The sequence below is a fragment of the Collinsella sp. SGI.033 genome (assembly GCF_050315135.1).
GTDB lineage: Bacteria > Actinomycetota > Coriobacteriia > Coriobacteriales > Coriobacteriaceae > Collinsella.
Window position 1 is genome coordinate 17,507 of record NZ_JBNPOK010000020.1, and the last position, 19,850, is coordinate 37,356.

The following is a 19,850-nucleotide window of genomic DNA, read 5'->3' on the forward strand; positions in this document are numbered from 1 at the left end:
CAGGCGTTGTGCAGACATACGGTGTAAATTATACCCTCATGGACATGTTGCTTACGTGTATCTTTGGCAGGCGGGAAAAGTGATCTAGCACAAAGAGACAGGTTTATTTTGGCGGGTTTTATCAGATAAAACGACAAAAGGGGCCGGCCTTGCATATCGGTGAGGCCGGCCCCTTTTGGGGTGTTGGGTATGTATGGCGGCACAGGGTTTATTGCGATGCGGTCGCTGCGGCGTTTTCGCATATAAAACCTGCCAAAATAAACATCCCTTTTTGGTAGGTTTTAGTGCTTGCCGTTGGCAGAGGCGGAGCCGTTGACGTGGTCGCGGGCATAGATTACGCCGTGCACAATCGCCAGGCCGGCGGCGTCGGCGGCGCGGGCGCAGGTGTCCTGGAAGTCCTCGGCCTCGCGGGCGCGCAGCTGCTTGAGCACGTAGTCGGCGACAGCCATCTTGCCGGGAGGGTTGCCGATGCCGGTGCGGATGCGGCTAAAGTCGCGGCTGCCCATCTTGTCGATGATGGAACGCAGGCCGTTGTGGCCGGCGTGGCCGCCACCTACCTTGACGCGCACGTCGCCGGCGGGAATGTCGAGCTCATCGTGGATTACGAGCAACTCCTCGGCCTTGATTTTGTACTCGCGGCAAAGCTTGGAGATGGGGCCGCCCGAGGTGTTCATGTACGACTGCGGCTTGACCAGCACAATCTGGCGCTTGCCGCCCTCTTCCTCTGGATCGTTGATGTTGATGAGCGCGACCTCGGCGCCGGCCTGGTTTTTCCAGTACGTGACGCCGGCCTGACGCGCCAGCTCGTCGATCGCCTTAAAGCCTGCGTTGTGGCGGGTCTCGGCATACTCATCGCCAGGGTTGCCAAGTCCGGCAACCATGCGAATCTTAAGCGGCTGTGCAGCTGCCATGTGCTTCCTTTCATCGATTTGTCGCCTGCTATGGTGAGCGACCCCGTTGCTGCTGTCAAATGGAGGGTGATTGAGGCCGCATGAGGGCGTTTGGACAGTCGTCAGAAGCCGGGATGGACAGTTAGTTCAGATTTGTATAAACCAAGAGATCTTTGACTGCCAAAATCGGGGCCACGGAACTGTCACGGCGCTTTGGGGAGCATAATTTGTGCTATTTCAGATCTTTTGAGTCTTCAAATGAGGTGATTGGCGCCGGGATGGCGGCAAACCACCTCGACATTAGCCGTCTGTTTATACAAATCTGAACTAACTGTCCAGCCATGCTCGGTAACACTGGGTAAAAGTCTTTTAGACCGGCGCGAGGCCGATTCCGGCCCGCAGGGTGTTGAGCCAGGTGGCCTGACGCTTGCGATAACCCTTGATGCGGTAGCGGAATCGAACTCCCGCAAGTCGATGCATCGTCTGGGCGAAGGCTTCGAGTGCAACAAGGTCCTTCATTTGGTCACGATTGATAACCAGGACGTGGATACCCATGGCCTTAAGGCCATTGTTGCGATTGCCATCGTGGATGCGAGCGTTTTGAAGCTCATGTCCAATTCCGTTGTATTCGTTGTCGACTCCGGCGGCTGGGCAATATAAGTCGCAGATGGCGTAGGGGATGCCCGAGGACATGTTGACCGCAAGGGTGTCGAAATCGATTCGATAGTTGAGCAGCAGGCCTCCCATGGGCAGGCTGCAACACCCGAATCCGCCAAAGCGCATGGGTGCGCCCAGGACAGCGAACATCAATGATTCCGCTGGGGATGCGGATCCGGCCCGGGCAAGTTTGATAGCTGTGCGAAACGAGGCGTAGGAACTACTTTTGGCAAACCGTGCGACTGCCTCGAGCTCTTCGATGGTTGTGGCGGGCTCGCATTTGTAGTGCGCCTGTTCGTAGCGGGTTTCGGCTTGCTTTTCGGGTGTCGGTTGGTCGCCCTGGCAATCGAGATCGTCCATCGTTTCGAAGCTGTTGGCCTCGGGCCACGTGTCGTCGTAGGCGATGGGGTAAGTTGCTTCGGGCGGAAGTGAGTAGGTCCCGAGCAGTTCCATGAGAAGCATCAAGGTTTTGGCAACCGATTCATTTTTGGAACAAAGCATGGCCGTCATGGCGGGAGACGTTGCGTAGATGTCGGCTTCGATGTGCATGATCGCGCCCTGGGGGAGAGGGGCGGTGATGGTGTGCTGGAGGAGCCGTCCGTCGGGTCGTCTGTTGCTGCCGCTCGCAATAAAGAGGTCTAGACGCTCGGAGTCGTCTTCGCTCCAGGCGTCAAGTATTGCAAGGGCCGCAAAGTCAATGGCGTCCTTGTTGGGAACGCAACCTGCGAGGGCTTGTGTCTGTTGCTCGTCATCGATGGCGTCCCAGGGAAGGGCGGAGTACGCCCGTCGAGCGCGGCGAATTGCGCGGAGGGCGGAGAGGTGTGAAATTACGGTTGTCATAGCTATAAGGTACTAAGCCGTTGGCGAAATGATATGGCCGTGTCGTTCTTTTCGCTCAAAGGGGCGTCGCGCGCCGCGGGCGGTAACGACATCATACGGAATGCCTTGGAAAAGTGGAGAATGGAGTGATGGGTTGGCCCTGGAGGCATCTACCGAGATGGGTGCTGGACAGTTAGTTCAGATTTGTACAAGGTGACCGGGGTGTATTGCCGTTGTTGAAGGACTCGGTGGGCAAAATGGGGCCAATGGCATGGTGAAGAGATCCATAGGTGGAGGAATCGAGTGGAATTATGCCGGCAAGAGAGCTTTCGACGCATTAAATGGCCCAAACGAATGCCAAATTAATACAAATCTGAACTAACTGTCCAAAGCGGGTTGTCGAGGGGCAGAAAAAAGGGTCGGAAGTGAGCTTCCGACCCTTCAAAAACACCAAAGATGATGCGATGCGCGCTGGATTACAGCGCGAAGTCGCCGCCGACGAGCGTGGAGACGGGCTCCTCGTGGTAAACGGCAGAGATGGCCTCGGCGAACTCCTCGGCGACCGAGATGGTCTTGATCTTGCCGCCAACCTCGACGGGGATGGCATCCGTGACGAGGCACTCGACGATGGGGGCGTCGTTCAGGCGCTCGATGGCCGGGCCCGAGAAGATGCCGTGGGTGGCGCACACGTAGATGTCGCCGGCACCCATGGCCTTGAGCTCCTTGACGTTGGCGCACAGGGTGCCAGCGGTGTCGATCATGTCGTCATTGATGATGCAGGTCTTGCCCTTGATGTCACCGATGATGCCCATGACCTCGGCGGCGTTGTGGCGCGGACGGCCCTTGTGGGCGATGGCAAGGCTGCAGCCGAGCATGTCGGAGAGCTTCTTAGCAGCTTTGGCGCGACCCACGTCGGGGGAGACGACAACCAGGTTGTCGGTGTCGAAGTGCATGTCGTTGTAGTACTGGCCAAACAGCGGCAGTGCAGACAGGTGGTTAACCGGGATATCGAAGAAACCCTGAATCTGGCCCTGATGCAGGTCGAGGGTGATGATGCGGTTGACGCCAGCGCGCTCGAGCAGGTTGGCGACGAGGCGGGCGGTGATGGGCTCGCGCGGGCCGGCCTTGCGGTCCTGGCGGGCATAGCCGTAGTGGGTGATGACGGCGGTGATGGAGCGGGCGGATGCGCGCTTGGCAGCGTCGGTGGCGATGAGCAGCTCCATGAGCATGTCGTTGACGTTGCCGCCGGCCACGGACTGAATCAGGAAGACGTCGGCGCCGCGGACGGTCTCGTCGTAGCGGGCGTAAATCTCACCATTGGCGAACTGCTTTAGCGTAAGGCCCGAAAGCTCGACCCCAAGGTACTCAGCGATCTTCTGAGCGAGGGGACGGTTGGAGGAACCGGAATACACGCGGATGGACTTGCGCATATTCTCCGACTTCTCGGGATCATTAATCGGCATTACCCTTCTCCTTTATATATCGAATGCCATATAGATGCCTTGTTGCATTGTAACCGCGCGGCGGGGTTTATCGGGTCTTGATAACGTCTTTACCGTCAACGGACACGAACCGACCACTCATCCGGTCGCGCAGGTCAGCATAGAAAAAGGAGCCATTCCCATGGGAACAGCTCCTTAGATGCTTGGTAAAACGTTATACCTCGTCGTCCTCGTGCAGACGGCGGCGATAATCGGCGGCCCAGCCCTCAATATTTACCTGACGGGCGCGGCCCAGACCGAGTGCGTCAGCCGGGACCGGCTCGGTGATGACGGAGCCGGCGGCCACGAGCGCGCCGTCGCCGATCTGGGCGGGCGCGACCATCATGGTGTCGGAACCGATGAAGGCATCCTTGCCGATGACGGTCTTGTGCTTGTGCACGCCGTCGTAGTTGCAGGTGATGGAGCCCGCGCCCACGTTGACGCCGGAACCCATGGTGGTGTCGCCGATGTAGGACAGGTGCGGTACCTTGGAGCCCTCGCCGATCGTGGACTTCTTGATCTCCACGTGTGTGCCGGCCTTGGAGCCATCGAGCATGTGGGTGCCCGGGCGCAGGTAGGCGCGCGGGCCGCAGTCGACGCCGTTCTCGATGACAGCCTCGATGGCGATGGTCTCATCGATGGTGCAGCCGCTGCCAACGGTGGTGTCGGTGAGGCGGCTGTTGGGGCCGAGCTGGCACTCCTCGCCCACGGTGACGTGGCCGATCAGATGCGTCTGCGGCCACACGACGGTGTCGCGGCCGATGACGGCGTCGGGGCCGATCCAGGCCTGCGTGGGGTCGATGAAGGTAACGCCCTCGGCCATCCAGTGCTCGTTGATGCGGTCGCGCGCGATAGCGGTGAGTTGCGCGAGCTGGATGCGGCTGTTGACGCCCAGGCCGTCGCGGTAGTCGTCGCAGTGGAAGATGGAGACTGCCTGGCCGTGGCCCTTGAGAATCTCGAGCATGTCGGGCAGGTAGTACTCGGACTGCGCGTTGTCGTTGCCGATCTCGCTGATGTGGGCGGCGAGCTGCGCGCCGTCGAAGGCGTAGCAGCCGGCGTTGCACTCGAGCAACGTGGCGGCCTGCTCGGGCGTGCAGTCCTTCTGCTCGATGATGCGCTCGATCTGGCCGTCGGCGCCCAGCTTGATGCGGCCGTAGCCAAAGGGATCGGGCGGGGTCATGGTCATGACGGTGCAGGCGAGCTCGCCGCCGGCGACGGTCTGCGCGAACTTGGCGACGGTGTCGGCGGTGATGAGCGGCAGGTCGCCGTTGAGCACGACGACGGGGCCTTGCATGATGCCGCATGCCTCGAGCGCGACCTTTACGGCGTGGCCGGTGCCCAGACGCTCGGTCTGTTCGACGCACTCGACCTTGGTGGCGCTGTTGGCGTAGGCGCCGTCGATAAGCGCGCGCATCTCGTCGGCGTGGCTGCCGATGACGACCACGACGCGGCTGCAGCCGGCCTTGATGGTGGCGTCGACGATCCACTGGACCATGGGCTTGCCCAGGATCTTGTGCGAAACCTTGCAGTGGTTCGACTTCATGCGGGTGCCCTCGCCGGCGGCGAGGATAATTGCGGTTGCGTCCATGTGATCTCCTGTTACGTTATAGAGACGTGCGTTTGGAAACGATACACGGCGCAATATGATACCGCAGGCATATGATGAGCGCGTAACGATTGGCGCATGGCGGCCGATGTCGGTGCCGCCGGCGTGACGTTTGCGCTGGTTGTGCATGGCGGCGGCACTGCGGCGTTGGCGCTTGAGCGAGGGGATGGGGTGTCCGTGGATATCATGCGAGAGGAATCGGGCAACGAGCCCGTCGCGGCATTCTCGATGTCGCATCCGGCGGTGCCGGCGCTCTACATGGTGCTGACGCTGGGGCTCACCATGTTCTCGATGCAACCGGTGCTGCTTGCGCTGTCGCTTGCGGGCGGGCTGGCGTATGGGTTTGCAACGCGCGGCGTCGCACGCACGTTGGGGGCGCTTCGCTGGCAGCTGCCGGTGATTTTGATTATCGCGGTGCTCAACCCGTTATTTAGCGCTTCGGGCTCGACGGAACTGTTCCGTATTGGCATGCGTGCGGTGTATCTGGAGAGCATGGTATACGGCCTGTGCATGGGCGGGCTGTTTGTGGCGAGCGTGCTGTGGTTTGAGGCCGCGGCGTCGATGCTTAGCTACGACAGGGTGCTTGCGCTTTTGGGTAACACCGCGCCGGTGATCGCGCTCATGATCTCGATGTGTATGCGGCTTATCCCGCAGTTTTTGCGTCGCGGTCGCACGGTGCTGGCGGTGCAGGATGCGATTGATGTGCCGGGCCGCGCGCCGGCCGACCCCGTGCGTTCGCGCCTACGGGCATCGAGCGTGTTGTTGGGCTGGGGCATGGAAGATTCGCTGGAGCGTGCGGACGCCATGCGCTCCCGTGGGTGGGGCGCCGCGGCGCGTCGCACGACGTACGCGCGGTATCGGCTGGCGCGCGGCGACGTTGCCGCGCTGGTTGGGCTTGCGCTGTTTGGCGTGGCCACGGCGGCAGTGGCGTGGACCGCGACGATGCAGTATTCGTTTTACCCGCAGCTTTCGGTGCCAGCGCCGTGGCCTGGCTATGTTGTATACGCGACCTGGATGGCGCTGCCCTGCGTGGTGCATGCGATTGACGAGAAGAGGTTTGGCTGATGGCTCGGTTGGACGGGAGCATCATGGCGGACGCGGTGTGCGGCTCGGATATACCGGCGATTGAAGTGCGGGGCCTGAGCTTTGCCTACCCCGGGGCCGAAGTGCCGGTGTTCGAGGAGCTCGATTGGCGTGTTCCCCAAGGGACGTTTGCGTTGCTTGTCGGTGGTACCGGGTCGGGCAAGTCGACATTACTCTCGTTGCTCAAGCCCGAGATTTCGCCGGCGGGCGAATGCTCCGGCGAGCTGCGCATGCTGGGCGAAAGCGTTGCCGACATGGACGTTCGCGCGTCCGCGGAGCGCGTGGGCTATGTGTTTCAGGACCCCGAGAACCAGATTGTGTGCGAAACCGTGTGGCACGAGATGGCGTTTGGCCTGGAAAACTTAGGCATGTCGCGCGACGAGATGCGTCGTCGCGTGGCCGAGACCAGTTATTTCTTTGGGGTGGAGGATTGGCTCCACCGCGATACCGATACGCTTTCGGGCGGACGCAAGCAGCTGCTGTCGCTGGCAGCCGTGCTGGCGTTGCGCCCTCGCGTGCTGCTGCTCGACGAGCCCACGTCCCAGCTGGATCCCGTTGCCGAGAAAAATTTTCTGCATGCGCTGTTTCGCGTGAATCGCGAGCTGGGCTGCACGGTTGTTGTGGCAACGCACCAGCCGCGCCCGATGCTTGAATACGCGACGTGCGCGTATCGGATTGAGGGCGGGCGCGTATGCGAGGTCGCTGACATCGCCTCCTTGGGGCATCGCGAAGAGCTGTTTTCTGGCGAGGTGCCAGGGTGGGGTGGCTCGTGGCGTGCAAAAAACGGAGTTTTCAGCAGCGCCAGTGGCCGGCCGGGCTATTTGGACCCGCGCGTGGGCGCTCCGGGCGCAAAAAAAAGACCGAAATCGGATAAATCGGCTGAATTTGAGGCGCAAATCCTGTCGCAAGACGACTCGGGGGCGCCGTCGTGCGCCGGTGGATGCCGAATACTCCCAAAAATGCACGCTGGGTCGGCTACCACCCTGGCAGGGGGCTGGTTTCGCTACGATCGAGCGTCCGGCTGGGTGCTGCGCGGGCTCGATGCGTCGTTTTCGGCAGGCGCGGTGCATGCTGTTGTGGGCGGTAACGGCTGCGGTAAGTCGACAATGCTTTCGGTGCTGGCCAAGACGGTCAAGTTGCAGCGTGGGCATATGGAGCGCGGGGCGGCCTCGGCGGCACTGCTGCCTCAGAATCCCAAGGCGCTGCTGGTTGCCGAGACGGTGCGCGAGGAGCTGATGGAATGGGCTTCGACCTGCGGATATGACGAGGCTATGGCGCGAGAGCGCGCGACGAGTCTGGGATTGTCCGGCTTGGATGGGCGCCATCCGTACGATCTTTCGGGCGGGCAGCGCCAGCTGCTTGCGTTGGCAAAGCTGCTGTTGATCGGCCCCGAGCTGCTATTGCTCGATGAGCCCACCAAGGGTCTGGACCTGGCCAGCCGTCGCATCATCGCCCGCGCCCTGCGCGACCATGCGGAGGCTGGCGGTACCGTCATCATGGCAACGCACGATCTGGATTTTGCCGAGCAGGTTGCCGATGACATTGCCATGATGTTCGATGGTGAGATTGCCTGCATGGAGCCGCCCGCCGACTTTTTTGCCGACAATGTGTTTTATAGGGCGTGATGGGATGGCGAATTATCGCGTCTTGCGCCTACTCGCAAAACTGGAAATCCCGCTGCTGCTGGCGGTGCCAGCGGTAATGGCCGCGGCGTTGCTGGCAGGCGTTGAGCAGGCGGCGCTTGCCATGCTTGTCGTGGTGGCGCTGGTGCTCGCGCTGTTCTTTGCGGGCTACGAGGCGTCGCGACCGGGCCTGCGCCAGATTATGCCCACGCTGGTTCCGGCGGCGTTGGCCGCGGCGGGGCGTATCTTGTTTGGCCCCATTCCCGACTTTAAACCGGTGAGCGCCATCGCCATTATCGCCGGGGCGACGCTCGGTCGTCGTAACGGCTTTATGGTCGGTGCGCTGGCGACGCTGACCAGCAATTTCTTTTTTGGGCAGGGCATGTGGACGCCGTGGCAGATGTATGCCTGGGGTCTGGTCGGCTATGTTGGCGGCGCGCTGGCGCATGCGGGCGCGTTCGACCGTGCCGATGGAACCGTGCGCATGCCGGCGCTGATGGCGTACGGCTTTGCGTCGGGCTTGCTCTATGGCGCCGTGATTAACGCCTACGACATCATCGGTTTTGTGCAACCGCTCACGTGGGCGGGCGCCGTGGCGCGTCTTGCCACGGCGGTACCGTTCGATATCACACACGGCCTTGCGACCTGCTTGTTCTTGGCCGCTCTCTACAAACCTTGGTGTCGTCGCATTAACCGTGTCGTCGTGAAATACGGGCTGTAGTGGCGGTTGCGCCGGGGCGAGAATCAATACTGTTGAAGTGACATTTTAAAACTATGCCGGTTTACGGGGCTAGATTGGCCCAGGCAGACCATACCGGCTTTTTCCGAAAATAGACGATCCGTCTACCTGCGGTTTTATTTTGCTTGAATTGCGTTTGGTTGGGGATTTGCGATTCAGCCCCGTAAACCGGCATAGTTTTGGAATGGCCGGCTGATATGACGGGCGTCGTGGCCCTCAGAGAGCCAAATCGATCCGTTTTCTTCCGCCCCCAGACGTCCCCAGGGAATCAGTTGACGGCGCTTGCCACGAAACTAGCCCATCTACTACGTTTAGCTTGATACCCTCGACCATGACCGCGTTTTATGAAAAACCTCAGGCTTTCTACCTGCGGTTTTCTTTTTTCGTTGTTCGCCGTGGTTGAGGGTAGTGGCTTAAACGTAGTAGATGGGGCAGTTTCGTGGCGGGTGTGCCGCGTGGATTCCCTCGCGAGGTGAACATGATCCGTTTTGCTTCGTCCCCGAGGGGTCGGCTGGTGCTAGAGCTCTAGGGTGAGGGTGACGGGGCAGTGGTCGCTGCCAAAGATGTCGCCGCGGATGCCGGTGTCGCGCACGTTGCCGGCGATGGCGTCGCTCACCAGGAAGTAATCGATGCGCCAGCCCGCGTTGTTCTTGCGGGCATTAAAGCGGTAGCTCCACCAGCTGTAGACGCCCTCGACGTCGGGATTTGCCGCGCGCCAGGTATCGGTAAACCCGGCGTCGAGTAGCTCGGTAAACTTACCGCGCTCCTCGTCCGAAAAGCCTGCGTTGCCGCGGTTGGACTTGGGGTTCTTAAGGTCGATCTCCTCGTGCGCGACGTTAAAGTCGCCGCAGGTCACCACGGGCTTGCCGGTCTCGCGCTCGAGTCCCGCCAAAAAGCCGCGATAGGCATCGTCCCAGGCCATGCGCACATCGATGCGCGCGAGCTCATTTTGGGCGTTGGGCGTATAGACGTCCACAAACCAAAACTTGTCGAACTCGAGCGCGCAGACGCGGCCCTCGGTCGCGGCCTGCGCCACGAGCTCGGCTGCCGCGCCCTCGCCGGCGTAAGGCAGCAGCGCATCGGCGCGCAGCACGCGCAGCGGTTCCTGGCGGCTAAAGACCGCAGTGCCCGAATAGCCTTTACGCTCGGCGTAGCTCCAGGTTTGGTGATAACCGGGCAGGTCGATATCGGCCTGGCCCTCCTGCAGCTTGGTCTCTTGCAGCGCCAGGATATCGACATTGAGCTCCTGTGCGATCTGGATAAAGCTCGGGTCCTTTTTGAGCACGGCGCGCAGACCGTTGACGTTCCACGAGGCGAAAGTGTAAGTCTGAGGCATGGTGTCCTTTCGACGGGGTTTGCAGGCTTAAGATTAGCGCAAAAGGGGCGGTGGTGGGCTCCGCGCGTGCTGACTCAAAGGCCGCATGCTGGGATGTCGCCCGACGCTGCCCGACCAACAAGGACGGAGGACTCATATGACGCAGGCGATAACGGACCCCAAGCGGGCCTCCGCCGCACTGGCGGAGCTGTTTGGTACTCACAAGCGTGTGGTCTTCTTTGGCGGCGCCGGTGTTTCCACGGCGAGTGGCATTCCCGATTTCCGCAGCGTGGACGGCCTATATCACCAACAGTTTGCCTACCCGCCCGAGACCATGCTCTCGCATAGCTTTTACGAGGCGCATCCGGCCGAGTTCTTCGACTTCTACCGCACCAAGATGATCTCGCTTGGCGCCAAGCCCAACCGCTGCCACACCAAGCTGGCCGAGCTGGAGCGCATCGGCAAGCTTGGTGCCGTGGTGACGCAAAATATCGACGGTCTGCATCAGATGGCGGGCTCTCAGCGCGTGTTCGAGCTGCACGGATCGGTCCATCGCAACATTTGCCAGTCGTGCGGCGCGGTCTATAGCGCCGAGTGGATTTGCGCCCGCGGGCACGAGGACGCCGCGGGTGTGCCCGTGTGCCCCGCGTGCGGCGGGCGCATTAAGCCCGATGTGGTGCTCTACGAGGAGCCGCTCGACGAGCATGTGCTGACCGACGCCGTTGCCGCCATTGCCGCGGCCGATGCCCTCATTGTGGGCGGGACCTCGCTCGTGGTGTATCCGGCGGCGGGTCTTACGCGATACTTTACCGGCGATACGCTGGCCATATGCAATCTTGCTCCCACCGATCAGGATGCAAATGCCGACCTGCTGATTTCTTGCGACATCGCTGCCGCGTTTGCGTTCTAGCCCGCGCGCGCGGATACAATAGAAAAACTAATTGCAAAGCGACCCCGCCGCCTGCGCCCGAGCGTGGCGGCGCGGGCATTTTAGGAGGATGTTCATGGCGAACGACAGCAAGACATGGCGGTGCGGAAAGTACGAGCTCAGCTTTGACCGTCCGCGCATCATGGGCGTCCTCAACGTGACGCCCGATTCGTTTAGCGACGGCGGGGAGCATTTCGACCCGGATGCCGCCATCGAGTACGGCCTGGCGATGCTCGATGCCGGCGCCGACATCATCGACGTGGGCGGCGAGTCCACGCGCCCCGGTTTTACCCCGGTCAACCCCGATGAGGAGGCTCGCCGCGTGCTGCCCGTTGTGCGTGCGTTGGCCAAAGAGGGCGCCATCGTCTCGATCGACACACGTCACGTGGCGGTTGCCAAGGCGGCCGTGCGCTGCGGCGCCTCGATCGTCAACGACGTGACGGGCTTCACCGACCCCAAGATGGTCGAGTTTGTCGCGACGAGCACCTGCGGCGTCATCGTGATGCACGCCGGCGAGGTCGCCGCGCCCGCTCGCACGCATGCAACGGTGCAGCTCGATACCTCTGCCGCGGCGTTTGTTGCCGAGAAGGCGCGCGAGGCGGCTGCCGAGGCCGCGCGCGAGGCCGAGAAGCCCGCCCGCCGTCGTCGCGGCAAGCTGCTGGGCGAGCCCAAGACGGAGGCCAAACTGCCGGGTGGCGTGGTGCAGCCCTCGCTGCCGTTTGGCGATCCGGAGCCAGCGCCCGAGCTAACGGGCGAGCAGAAGCAGGAGACGCCGGCCGCCGAGCAGGCTACCCCTGCCGCCGAGGCCGCCGCGACCCCTGAGCCCGCGCCGGAGCCCAGCGATCACTTGGCCGCCATGATGCGCCGCAGCGCCCGCCGCGAGGAGGCTTATGTGCCCACCTCGCAGCTCCGCCGCTTTACCCTGCCCGATTCGGCGCCCATCATGCGCCGCGTCATGGGCTTTCTGTCCGATCAGGCCCGCGCGCTCATCCACGCCGGCGTGTCACGCGACCGTATCTGCATCGATCCGGGCCCGGGTTTTGGCAAGACGGCCAACGAAGACATCGTCATCCAGCGCGAGACCGCCAAGATGGCGTCGCTGGGCTATCCGCTCATGTGCGCCGTGTCGCGCAAGCGCTTTGTGGGCGCCGTCTCGGGCGTGACCGAGGCCGCCGAGCGCGATGCCGCCACATTTGGCGTGTGCCTGGGCGCTATCCAGGCCGGTGCCAACATCGTGCGCGTGCACGATGTCACCGGCTTTGCGCAGTTCCTGAACGGCTACTGGGCTGTTGCCAAGCCGCAGCCGCGTCGCGCGTTTGTGGCCGTGGGCTCCAACCTGGGGCATCGTTGCGACAACATCCGCGCCGCGCGCGACATGATCGCCGAGATTCCGCTCACCTGTGTGTCCAACTGCTCGCGCATCTACGAGAGCGAGCCGGCCTACGAGACACGCCAGGACGCGTTTGCCAACGCTGTCATCGAGATCAAGACCGAGCTGGCGCCGCTGGTGCTGCTCGACGAGCTTATGAAGATCGAGGCCGAGCTGGGGCGCGACCGATCCAAGAAGGCCAAGGTCAACGGCCCGCGCACCATCGACCTGGACCTGCTGTGGATGGATGGCGAGACCCATGGCGGCAAAAAGCTGCGCCTGCCGCATCCGCTCATTGGCGAACGCGACTTTGTGCTGGTGCCGCTCGAGGACCTGATGCACGACCCGGCGCGGTTCTTCCGCTACAACGGCGTCGAGGTCAAGGAGCCCGAGGATCGCGTGGGCCATATCGTGGGCGAATTGGGGCGTATGTAGATGATCGAGATGAATGCTGTTGCCGCCGGTACCGAGCTCGACGCGGCACGTGACGCGGGCCGCGAGGGCGTGTCCGCGGGCTGGTGCGCGTGGAGCGTGGACGAGGCGTCGTTGACGTTTTCGCTGGTCGTGCGCCCGGATGTGAATATGCACGCCTTCCATGGCCTGCCGTTTGTGGCGGCGATGGGCATGATGGACGCGCTTGCGGGAACGGCATCGACGCCGGGGCTGGGTCTTGCCGGCAAGGTGGGCATTCGGTGGCCGAGCGATATCGTGTGCGGCGCGCCCGCGTTTGAGACGTCGTTTGCACGCGTCGCCGTCAACGGTGGCGCCGGTGCCGCGGGCATGTTCGGTGCCGTGACGGTGGATATTGAGCGTTCGGCGCTGAGCGAGCTCGGTGTGGACGTGGCTGACGAAGCGCTGGTCGAAGCGCTGACTACCGCCGTGCTGGCCCGCGTGGACGCCTGGGCGGTTGTCGCCAACACGCCGCAGGGCGCCGCCGGCCCGCTGGCTCCCGTGCTGGGCGAGTACTTCGACATGGTGCCGCTGCTGGGCCGCCAGGTTGCGGCGGTGTCGCCCAACGGCTTGCCGCTTGCGGTTGGTGTGTTTGCGGGCCTGGACATCTGGGGTCGCGCGACCATCAAGACCGATGCCGGCGAGCAGGAGTTTCCGCCCGAGGCCGTACGGATTCGCGGGCTGTAACGCGAGATGTTCGCGCTCAAAGATAACGATGACTACAAGACCCTCCTCGGCCTCTGAACTGGCTCCCATTTCTTGGACACGAGAAATGGGAGGCGGTTCAACCGGGGAGGGTCTTTGCGCGACTACAGGGTGGCATCGCGGCCCTATTCCTCAAAACTGAAAAATTTTCGTTTTTGAGGAATAGGATTAAGGCAGCTCGGCCTTTTACGAGGTATATTCGCTATAGAGCCTATTCCTCAAAACTGAAAAATTTTCGTTTTTGAGGAATAGAGATAAAAGACCGCGAGGAGGCCCCGATGAAACTCATCAATAGAGCGTCATATATGGACACGTTGACGAGTCTTATTGGCGTGCCGGATATCAAGGTCATCACGGGCATCCGCCGCAGCGGTAAATCAAAATTGCTCGAGGCCCTCCGCGATTACGTGGAGGCAAATCTGCCTAATTCGAATGTCATCCATATCAACTACAACCTCGATGAGTTCGAGAACCTGCTCGAGTATCACGCGTTGCTCGCTTATGTAAAAGATCATCGGGTGCCCGGCAAACAAAACGTTCTGCTTATCGATGAGGTTCAGATGTGCGAAGGTTTTGAGCGTGCGATCAACAGCCTTCACGCATCCGAGCATTATGACATCTTCATTACCGGATCGAATGCCTTTTTGCTGTCGAGCGATCTGTCGACGCTCTTTACGGGGCGCACGTTCGAGATCGAGGTTTTCCCATTCTCGTTTGAGGAGTATCGTCTCTATGGCGACGAGGGCGAGGTCGACCGTGACTTCGATGAGTACGCGAGAACCGGCGGTATGTCTGGCTCTTACCCTTATCCACTGCAGGAGCAGCGCTATCAATATCTCTCCAACGTCTTTAAGACGCTCATTGTGAGAGATATCGTGCAACGGCATAGCGTGAGAAACGAATCGGCGCTGCTGCGCATTGCCGATTACATGATGGACAACGTTTCCAACATTACGTCGGCACGCAACATTACCGATGCATTAAATGCGGATGGACTAAAGATTACGAACAAGACGGTCGGTGCGTACATGGGGTACCTGTGCGATGCGTTTGCCTTCTATAAAGTTCGCCGATACGACATTCGCGGCAAGAAATACCTTAAGAGCGGCGAGAAGTATTACCTGGCGGACCACGCGTTCAAATACGCGCTGCTCGGTACACGTGATATGGATTGGGGGCGCGTATACGAGAACATAGTGGCAATCGAGCTGCTGCGCCGCGGATACGAGGTATACGTCGGCGTACTCTATAAAAAGGAAATTGACTTTGTAGCAATCAGGCGAAGCGAGAAGCTCTACATTCAGGTGAGCGACGACATCAGCTCGGATAAGACATTTGAACGCGAGATTTCGCCACTGCTGAGCATTGGCGATGCGTATCCCAAGATGATTCTCGCCCGCACGCATCACGAGGCCACGGATCGCGACGGAGTGCAGATCGTGGACCTGGCGAGGTGGCTGTGCGGTGAGGCGTAGCGTGCATCGAGTCTATTCCTCAAAACTGAAAATTTTTCGTTTTTGAGGAATAGAAAGGCTTTGAGCCTCTTAGAAAGCCATTGGGCTGCCTTTTCGGTGCGAGATTTGTGTCCGCGCCGTGCGAAATAATAGTTTATGTCCTAACGATGGGAGCAGACTATGGCTGACAAAGCAAATTCGGCGTGTCCACAGGCATGGAGGGTTGCAAAATCCCTATCCGAGAAAATACTCGCTCAAGGCAAGAACGGGGTTTGGTCGCCTGCGTGCGTCGCGAGCTTGTTGACGATTGTACGAAAGGGTGCCTCGGGCGCCACATGTCGGGAGCTCGACATGCTCCTGGGCGATGGCGACATGTTTAGCGAGCGTGATCCCTTCGGCATCGAGCTGGAGCGGAACTGGGGCTATGACGGTTATGATGCGAACTCGGCAACGGCGGCTTGGCTTTCCAGGTCCGCGAGCCCATCGGAGGCGTTTCTGCACGAGTGCGACAAATGCAGCGTGCATGTGTCAATCGATGACTTGGCCGATCCGCGCGTTAGCCAACGGGTGACCGATTGGATAGCCGAACAAACTCACGGCCTGCTGTCGCCAAGCATCGAGTTATCACCAGTGGCTCTTGCCTGTCTTGTGAGCGCGCTTTACATGAAGGATGCATGGGCGGATCCGTTTGATGGCGAATCGACCAAAGTTGAGACCTTCCATGCAAAGAACGGTGATGTTCAAGCAGCGTTTATGCGTGGCAAGCGCGATTGCGCGGTGATCGTCGAGAACGGCAGGGTTGCCTTCTTGTTGCCGCTCAGCTCCGATGCCGGCGTGTGTTTTGTTCTTCCGAGCGGCGAGGATGATCATGTTGATGACGCGCTTGGGCTATTCGAGCGTCTGTCCCGAGGCGAGGGAGAATGGGAGCCCGTCGAGCTGGGGATTCCTCGCTTTGAATGCGAGTCGACGCTCTCGGACGTCTGCTCGCTGCTAAAGGCCGCCGGCGTCTCTACGGCAACTGCGATGGAGCTTACACCTATGGTGGGGGTAGAGGGGACTCCAACGCAGATTGTCCATGGCGCGAAGTTCGCTGTCGATGAGAACGGCGTAGAGGCCGGCGCGTACACGGTGATGGTCGCTGTCGCGGGCCTTCCGCCGGAGAACCCACCAGAGCCGCGCAAGATAACGCTTGACAGGCCTTTCTATGCAGCGCTCGTGTCTCGCACCGGCGTACCGCTCTTTGTGGCAAGCGTCGCGCTGCCGTCGGTGGACGTGCAAGAAAGGTGAGGTTGAGGTTTGCGAGGGGGGCTGCTATGCCAAGGGTTGCCAACGTACTCTTTCCAGCTGACTATTCTGTTTTAATGAAACGTAGTCCCTTGATTTGGCTCACGGAGGGGTTGGAGAACTAGAGTCACCTAGTCCGTGCGTCAGAGAAACCGAGGGGATAAGACAATGCTCACGCTTGGCTCCGGTCTCTGTCTTGCCCCAGCTCCTGCATGCGGCGGTAGATTTCGCAGATACCCTTAATGGTGAGCTGTCCATCGACCACGTCGAAGGCATCGGTCGAATCGGCGACGATGCCGGCGAGGCCTCCCGTGGCGATAACGGTGGCATCCTCGCGGCCCAGCTCGCGCTTCATGCGCGCGACCAGGCCTTCGGCCATAGCGGCAGTGCCCACCACGGCGCCGACCTTGATGCACTCCTCGGTATCGCGGCCGATGGCGTGCTCGGGCGCCTCGAGCGGCACGCTGGCGAGCTTGGCGGCGCGGGCGGCAAGCGCATCCATGGAGATGCGGATGCCCGGCGCGATCGCTCCGCCAATGTAATAACCGTCCTCATCGATGACGTCGATATTGGTTGCGGTGCCAAAGTCCACCACGATCGCCGGCGCGCCGTAGAAGGTCTCGGCCGCAACGGCGTTGGCAACGCGGTCGGCACCAACGGCCTGGGGACGCGCCGCGCGCAGCTTGGTCACGGCGGCCGTCTGCGGCCCAATGACGATGACGTCTGCGGCAATGCGGTCGGCCACGGTATGCCATTCGCGCGAGAGCTGCGGCACCACGCCCGCAAAGGCGATAGCGTCGACCGCGTCGAGCGAAAGGCCGTACATCTTAAAAAAACCCATCAGGCGCACATGGATTTCATCTGCGGTATAGGAGCGGTCGGTGGGCATGCGCCACGACTGCACCAGCTCGTCTCCGTCAAACAGGCCCATGGCCGTCTGCGTGTTTCCCATATCGATAGCGAGCAGCATGTCTACTCCCGGTTTCGGCATAAAAGGACGCGCACCATTGTATACGTGCTGTCGACGGCGCTCGGCTGCGATTCGTTTACGGTGATATGGGCTGAGAGGTTTTAAATATGAAGGAATTATGCTCTACGAGATTTTCCTTGCCGTCCACCGAACTCCCGAGTAATATTCCTTCTTGCGCATATGAGGCGCCCAGACATTGCGGGGTGGAGCAGTCTGGTAGCTCGCCGGGCTCATAACCCGGAGGTCGTAGGTTCAAATCCTGCCCCCGCGACCAAGACTTTCAGCAGCTCAGAGGCATTGTTCCTCTGAGCTGTTTTTCTTTGGATAAATAGCACGGCGAGCTAGTTGCTGAGCGGGCATTTTGGATCCCCCGTGTCAATCTCTGCGCCTTGGAGGTCGTTGGTTCGAATCCGCCCTCCGCGATCAAAACTCCGGGTCGGACGCAGGAAAGCCTGGCAGCGCGAATAAACGAAAAATACCATCATGCCGAGATGATCGGCATGATGGTACATCTTGGAAGTGATCTCGAGCGTTATCTTTAGGGAGGGTTCGAGATCACTTCCGCTTTCTTTAAATGACGAGCTGAGCGTTACGCAAGATTATTGAATAATTACATTTTCAGCAGTATAGGATGCCTGTGCGTATCGCTGAGCATTGGCAAACTGCGAAGTAGCAAGGCCATACATAATCGCAGCCTGCTCCTTATCGCCTTTCGCATTGGCGCAATCAGCCATAGTGGTGTAATTGCATCCCGTGTGCACCGCCTCAGCAGCCTTATTGTAATACTCCATGGACTCGTCATCCACTGAGCCCTTCTTATACAATTCAGCTCCTGCATTTCTTACCGCAATACGCGCGTCGATTTCTGCGCTCTTATTAGTGGCCTGCATGTTCTTTCCGAGGGTAAGCTTGTAGTAATTAGCTGTACCATAGGGAACGTCTGAACGGAATTTCTCGTCATGACCTCTCAAGACATACATTTCCTGATCAGTTGCATCAAAAATTGTCCTGAAAATTGTCTTGAATTCTATGTCATCGCCTTCTGGAGAGTGGAACTGATAGAAACCACCGAAGTCCCAATTTTCCTCACTCCATTTGCCCTCGTCATAGTAACGAATGCTTCCGAGTCCGTTCGCGAGCGTGAGTGGGGTAACGCTGCCGCTCTCGTCTTGCATAACCTTTTCTAGAGTATTGGCTCTTGGCACGCTATCCGGATATGCCTCATATGAATCATTCATCCAGAGCTCATCCCTGAAATGATTCGCTGCAATTAGATAGTCCGTCTCACCGTAGTCACCGGCTTTGCGTACTACATATGCATTATCTTTTTGCTCGATGAGATACGCATTTCCCTTGTTGTCGGAAACGTTGATGTTACCCGTGTGAATCCACTCAGTTTTCGTAAGCATTTTGACTGCTTCGTCTGCCGTATCGCACTTTGTGGCTGTGTACCAATAAGCAAACAAAGTATCGAGGAAGGTGCCTTCCCTATCGATTGTCTTAGCATCATCGCTTGGCGATGCCGTAGGCCCTCCGGCATAGGTAATAATAAGGCCCTTAGAGTTCATGAACGCATTTCCCTGCAATCCACCTGATGCAATGACTGCATTGCCATGTTTCGGATAAGAAACCATGCTCGAGAACATTGCGGCGGGTGTTGTGCTGACTGCATCAAGATTAGCAGCTCCAAGATGATGACCATCCTGAGTCATACTTCCCCAAGCAGATACATTCATACATGTTTTTGAACGCTCTGGATCATTTGAGCTCTCTGGATCAAAATGCATCATGAGGTCATAGTTAAGAACAGATGAGCCCATAACTGCAACTACTGCATCTTCCTTTGAGACTCCTGCCCCCTCAGCTACTCCCGACAAGAAATCAAATACAGATGGATCATCCTCTTCATAATGTTTCAGAATCTTACCCATAGCTTCGTTATATGCGGCATCGTCTGCCTCTGCATAAATTGAAGACATTACAGCTGTCCAGTTATTTTCTAACTGATCCTTTTGCTGTAAGCCATACTGCTTTCCCATGTCAAACCAAGAGCCATTTACATACACAACTTCTTGCGCATTTCCTGCGTTGACGGTTGCATCGAACTTCCCGTCAAACTCTTCGTTTTCAGAAGTTGATCCGGCATTTGCCAGCGCGCCGTCTGATGACCCACCTTGCGTATTATTTGCAGAACATCCTGGGCCTGCCACCATGCTTAAACATAGGCTGGCGCAACACAATACGCAGGCTATCTTTCTTCTCATAATCTTGTCACCTTCTCTTTCAGAGGTTCCGTGTTGCCGATAACTTGATGGCTAAAGCAAAGGCCCCTCGTTGCCGACAACCCAATGACAAAATTATGTAGTTTTCCAATCCGCTTTCACATGAACTGGTCTCGATAAATATGTTCAATCTTAGCCTATACCCTGGTTTAGCGCTTTATGAACCAGGGTTCATAAAGCGCTAAACTGTATAAAC

The 19,850-nt window shown here is 59.4% G+C and carries 15 protein-coding genes and 1 tRNA gene; 9 read left to right on the forward strand and 7 right to left on the reverse strand.

Features of this window, described 5'->3' with window-relative positions:
• Window positions 1-281: 281 nt before the first annotated feature.
• From pth to glmU, 4 genes are all read right to left on the reverse strand, one after another.
• Window positions 282-911 carry an aminoacyl-tRNA hydrolase gene (gene pth, locus ACQRC0_RS06905; protein WP_427717993.1) on the reverse strand — a complete coding sequence of 210 codons (630 nt, stop codon included), beginning with the start codon at window positions 909-911 and terminating at the stop codon, window positions 282-284.
• Between the two features lie 348 nt (window positions 912-1,259).
• Entirely contained in the window at window positions 1,260-2,387 is a 1,128-nt protein-coding gene (locus ACQRC0_RS06910) for a hypothetical protein (protein ID WP_427728861.1), read from the reverse strand.
• A 455-nt stretch (window positions 2,388-2,842) separates the two neighbouring features.
• Window positions 2,843-3,829 (reverse strand): ribose-phosphate diphosphokinase, encoded by a 987-nt coding sequence (locus ACQRC0_RS06915; protein ID WP_154516678.1) that lies wholly within the window; start codon window positions 3,827-3,829, stop codon window positions 2,843-2,845.
• A gap of 193 nt (window positions 3,830-4,022) precedes the next feature.
• Window positions 4,023-5,435, reverse strand: coding sequence for a bifunctional UDP-N-acetylglucosamine diphosphorylase/glucosamine-1-phosphate N-acetyltransferase GlmU (glmU, locus tag ACQRC0_RS06920; RefSeq protein ID WP_154516675.1), 1,413 nt, complete (start codon window positions 5,433-5,435; stop codon window positions 4,023-4,025).
• A gap of 96 nt (window positions 5,436-5,531) precedes the next feature.
• Between glmU and ACQRC0_RS06925 the strand changes: the two genes are divergently transcribed.
• Genes ACQRC0_RS06925 through ACQRC0_RS06935 form a run of 3 tightly spaced genes read left to right on the forward strand, consistent with a single transcriptional unit; the run spans window position 5,532 to window position 8,879 of the window.
• Window positions 5,532-6,518, forward strand: a complete 987-nt coding sequence (locus ACQRC0_RS06925; RefSeq protein WP_427728863.1) for an energy-coupling factor transporter transmembrane component T family protein — start codon at window positions 5,532-5,534, stop codon at window positions 6,516-6,518.
• Window positions 6,518-8,161: an ABC transporter ATP-binding protein gene (locus ACQRC0_RS06930; RefSeq protein WP_427728865.1), complete on the forward strand. Its 1,644-nt coding sequence runs from the start codon at window positions 6,518-6,520 to the stop codon at window positions 8,159-8,161. Before ACQRC0_RS06925 ends, ACQRC0_RS06930 begins: the two co-directional genes overlap by 1 nt.
• A 4-nt stretch (window positions 8,162-8,165) precedes the next feature.
• The gene (locus tag ACQRC0_RS06935) at window positions 8,166-8,879 is read left to right on the forward strand and encodes a DUF6580 family putative transport protein (protein WP_427728867.1); all 714 of its coding nucleotides are present in this window, start codon (window positions 8,166-8,168) and stop codon (window positions 8,877-8,879) included.
• A 535-nt stretch (window positions 8,880-9,414) separates the two neighbouring features.
• On the opposite strand, the gene ACQRC0_RS06940 is transcribed toward ACQRC0_RS06935, so the two are convergent.
• Window positions 9,415-10,233, reverse strand: coding sequence for an exodeoxyribonuclease III (locus ACQRC0_RS06940; protein ID WP_154516667.1), 819 nt, complete (start codon window positions 10,231-10,233; stop codon window positions 9,415-9,417).
• Window positions 10,234-10,369: 136 nt separating this feature from the next.
• On the opposite strand from ACQRC0_RS06940, the gene ACQRC0_RS06945 reads away from it, so the two are divergent.
• The 5 genes from ACQRC0_RS06945 to ACQRC0_RS06965 all read left to right on the forward strand — a co-directional run bounded on the left by ACQRC0_RS06945 (window position 10,370) and on the right by ACQRC0_RS06965 (window position 16,405).
• Complete coding sequence (locus ACQRC0_RS06945) at window positions 10,370-11,122, forward strand: NAD-dependent protein deacylase (protein ID WP_427728869.1); 753 nt, start codon at window positions 10,370-10,372, stop codon at window positions 11,120-11,122.
• A 94-nt stretch (window positions 11,123-11,216) separates the two neighbouring features.
• Window positions 11,217-12,944 carry a dihydropteroate synthase gene (gene folP, locus ACQRC0_RS06950; protein ID WP_427728871.1) on the forward strand — a complete coding sequence of 576 codons (1,728 nt, stop codon included), beginning with the start codon at window positions 11,217-11,219 and terminating at the stop codon, window positions 12,942-12,944.
• Window positions 12,945-13,646 carry a hypothetical protein gene (locus ACQRC0_RS06955; protein WP_427728873.1) on the forward strand — a complete coding sequence of 234 codons (702 nt, stop codon included), beginning with the start codon at window positions 12,945-12,947 and terminating at the stop codon, window positions 13,644-13,646.
• Window positions 13,647-13,969: 323 nt separating this feature from the next.
• Window positions 13,970-15,139: an ATP-binding protein gene (locus ACQRC0_RS06960; RefSeq protein WP_427728875.1), complete on the forward strand. Its 1,170-nt coding sequence runs from the start codon at window positions 13,970-13,972 to the stop codon at window positions 15,137-15,139.
• 159 nt (window positions 15,140-15,298) lie between these two features.
• The gene (locus tag ACQRC0_RS06965; protein ID WP_427728878.1) at window positions 15,299-16,405 is read left to right on the forward strand and encodes a serpin family protein; all 1,107 of its coding nucleotides are present in this window, start codon (window positions 15,299-15,301) and stop codon (window positions 16,403-16,405) included.
• A 169-nt stretch (window positions 16,406-16,574) separates the two neighbouring features.
• Here the strand turns inward: ACQRC0_RS06965 and ACQRC0_RS06970 are convergent, their stop codons facing one another.
• Complete coding sequence (locus ACQRC0_RS06970) at window positions 16,575-17,372, reverse strand: type III pantothenate kinase (protein ID WP_427728881.1); 798 nt, start codon at window positions 17,370-17,372, stop codon at window positions 16,575-16,577.
• A 197-nt stretch (window positions 17,373-17,569) separates the two neighbouring features.
• Between ACQRC0_RS06970 and ACQRC0_RS06975 the strand changes: the two genes are divergently transcribed.
• Window positions 17,570-17,646: transfer RNA gene (locus ACQRC0_RS06975), tRNA-Met, on the forward strand.
• 325 nt (window positions 17,647-17,971) lie between these two features.
• Here ACQRC0_RS06975 and ACQRC0_RS06980 read toward each other — a convergent pair.
• Window positions 17,972-19,636: a C45 family autoproteolytic acyltransferase/hydolase gene (locus ACQRC0_RS06980; RefSeq protein ID WP_427728884.1), complete on the reverse strand. Its 1,665-nt coding sequence runs from the start codon at window positions 19,634-19,636 to the stop codon at window positions 17,972-17,974.
• Window positions 19,637-19,850 lie beyond the last annotated feature (214 nt).

What these genes read in the sequence shown, in the direction of transcription:
- pth (WP_427717993.1), bottom strand. Translation starts at nt 911, where the DNA reads ATGGCAGCTGCACAGCCGCTTAAGATTCGCATGGTTGCCGGACTTGGC.
- ACQRC0_RS06910 (WP_427728861.1), bottom strand. Translation starts at nt 2,387, where the DNA reads ATGACAACCGTAATTTCACACCTCTCCGCCCTCCGCGCAATTCGCCGC.
- ACQRC0_RS06915 (WP_154516678.1), bottom strand. Translation starts at nt 3,829, where the DNA reads ATGCCGATTAATGATCCCGAGAAGTCGGAGAATATGCGCAAGTCCATC.
- glmU (WP_154516675.1), bottom strand. Translation starts at nt 5,435, where the DNA reads ATGGACGCAACCGCAATTATCCTCGCCGCCGGCGAGGGCACCCGCATG.
- ACQRC0_RS06925 (WP_427728863.1), top strand. Translation starts at nt 5,532, where the DNA reads ATGGCGGCCGATGTCGGTGCCGCCGGCGTGACGTTTGCGCTGGTTGTG.
- ACQRC0_RS06930 (WP_427728865.1), top strand. Translation starts at nt 6,518, where the DNA reads ATGGCTCGGTTGGACGGGAGCATCATGGCGGACGCGGTGTGCGGCTCG.
- ACQRC0_RS06935 (WP_427728867.1), top strand. Translation starts at nt 8,166, where the DNA reads ATGGCGAATTATCGCGTCTTGCGCCTACTCGCAAAACTGGAAATCCCG.
- ACQRC0_RS06940 (WP_154516667.1), bottom strand. Translation starts at nt 10,233, where the DNA reads ATGCCTCAGACTTACACTTTCGCCTCGTGGAACGTCAACGGTCTGCGC.
- ACQRC0_RS06945 (WP_427728869.1), top strand. Translation starts at nt 10,370, where the DNA reads ATGACGCAGGCGATAACGGACCCCAAGCGGGCCTCCGCCGCACTGGCG.
- folP (WP_427728871.1), top strand. Translation starts at nt 11,217, where the DNA reads ATGGCGAACGACAGCAAGACATGGCGGTGCGGAAAGTACGAGCTCAGC.
- ACQRC0_RS06955 (WP_427728873.1), top strand. Translation starts at nt 12,945, where the DNA reads ATGATCGAGATGAATGCTGTTGCCGCCGGTACCGAGCTCGACGCGGCA.
- ACQRC0_RS06960 (WP_427728875.1), top strand. Translation starts at nt 13,970, where the DNA reads ATGGACACGTTGACGAGTCTTATTGGCGTGCCGGATATCAAGGTCATC.
- ACQRC0_RS06965 (WP_427728878.1), top strand. Translation starts at nt 15,299, where the DNA reads ATGGCTGACAAAGCAAATTCGGCGTGTCCACAGGCATGGAGGGTTGCA.
- ACQRC0_RS06970 (WP_427728881.1), bottom strand. Translation starts at nt 17,372, where the DNA reads ATGCTGCTCGCTATCGATATGGGAAACACGCAGACGGCCATGGGCCTG.
- ACQRC0_RS06980 (WP_427728884.1), bottom strand. Translation starts at nt 19,636, where the DNA reads ATGAGAAGAAAGATAGCCTGCGTATTGTGTTGCGCCAGCCTATGTTTA.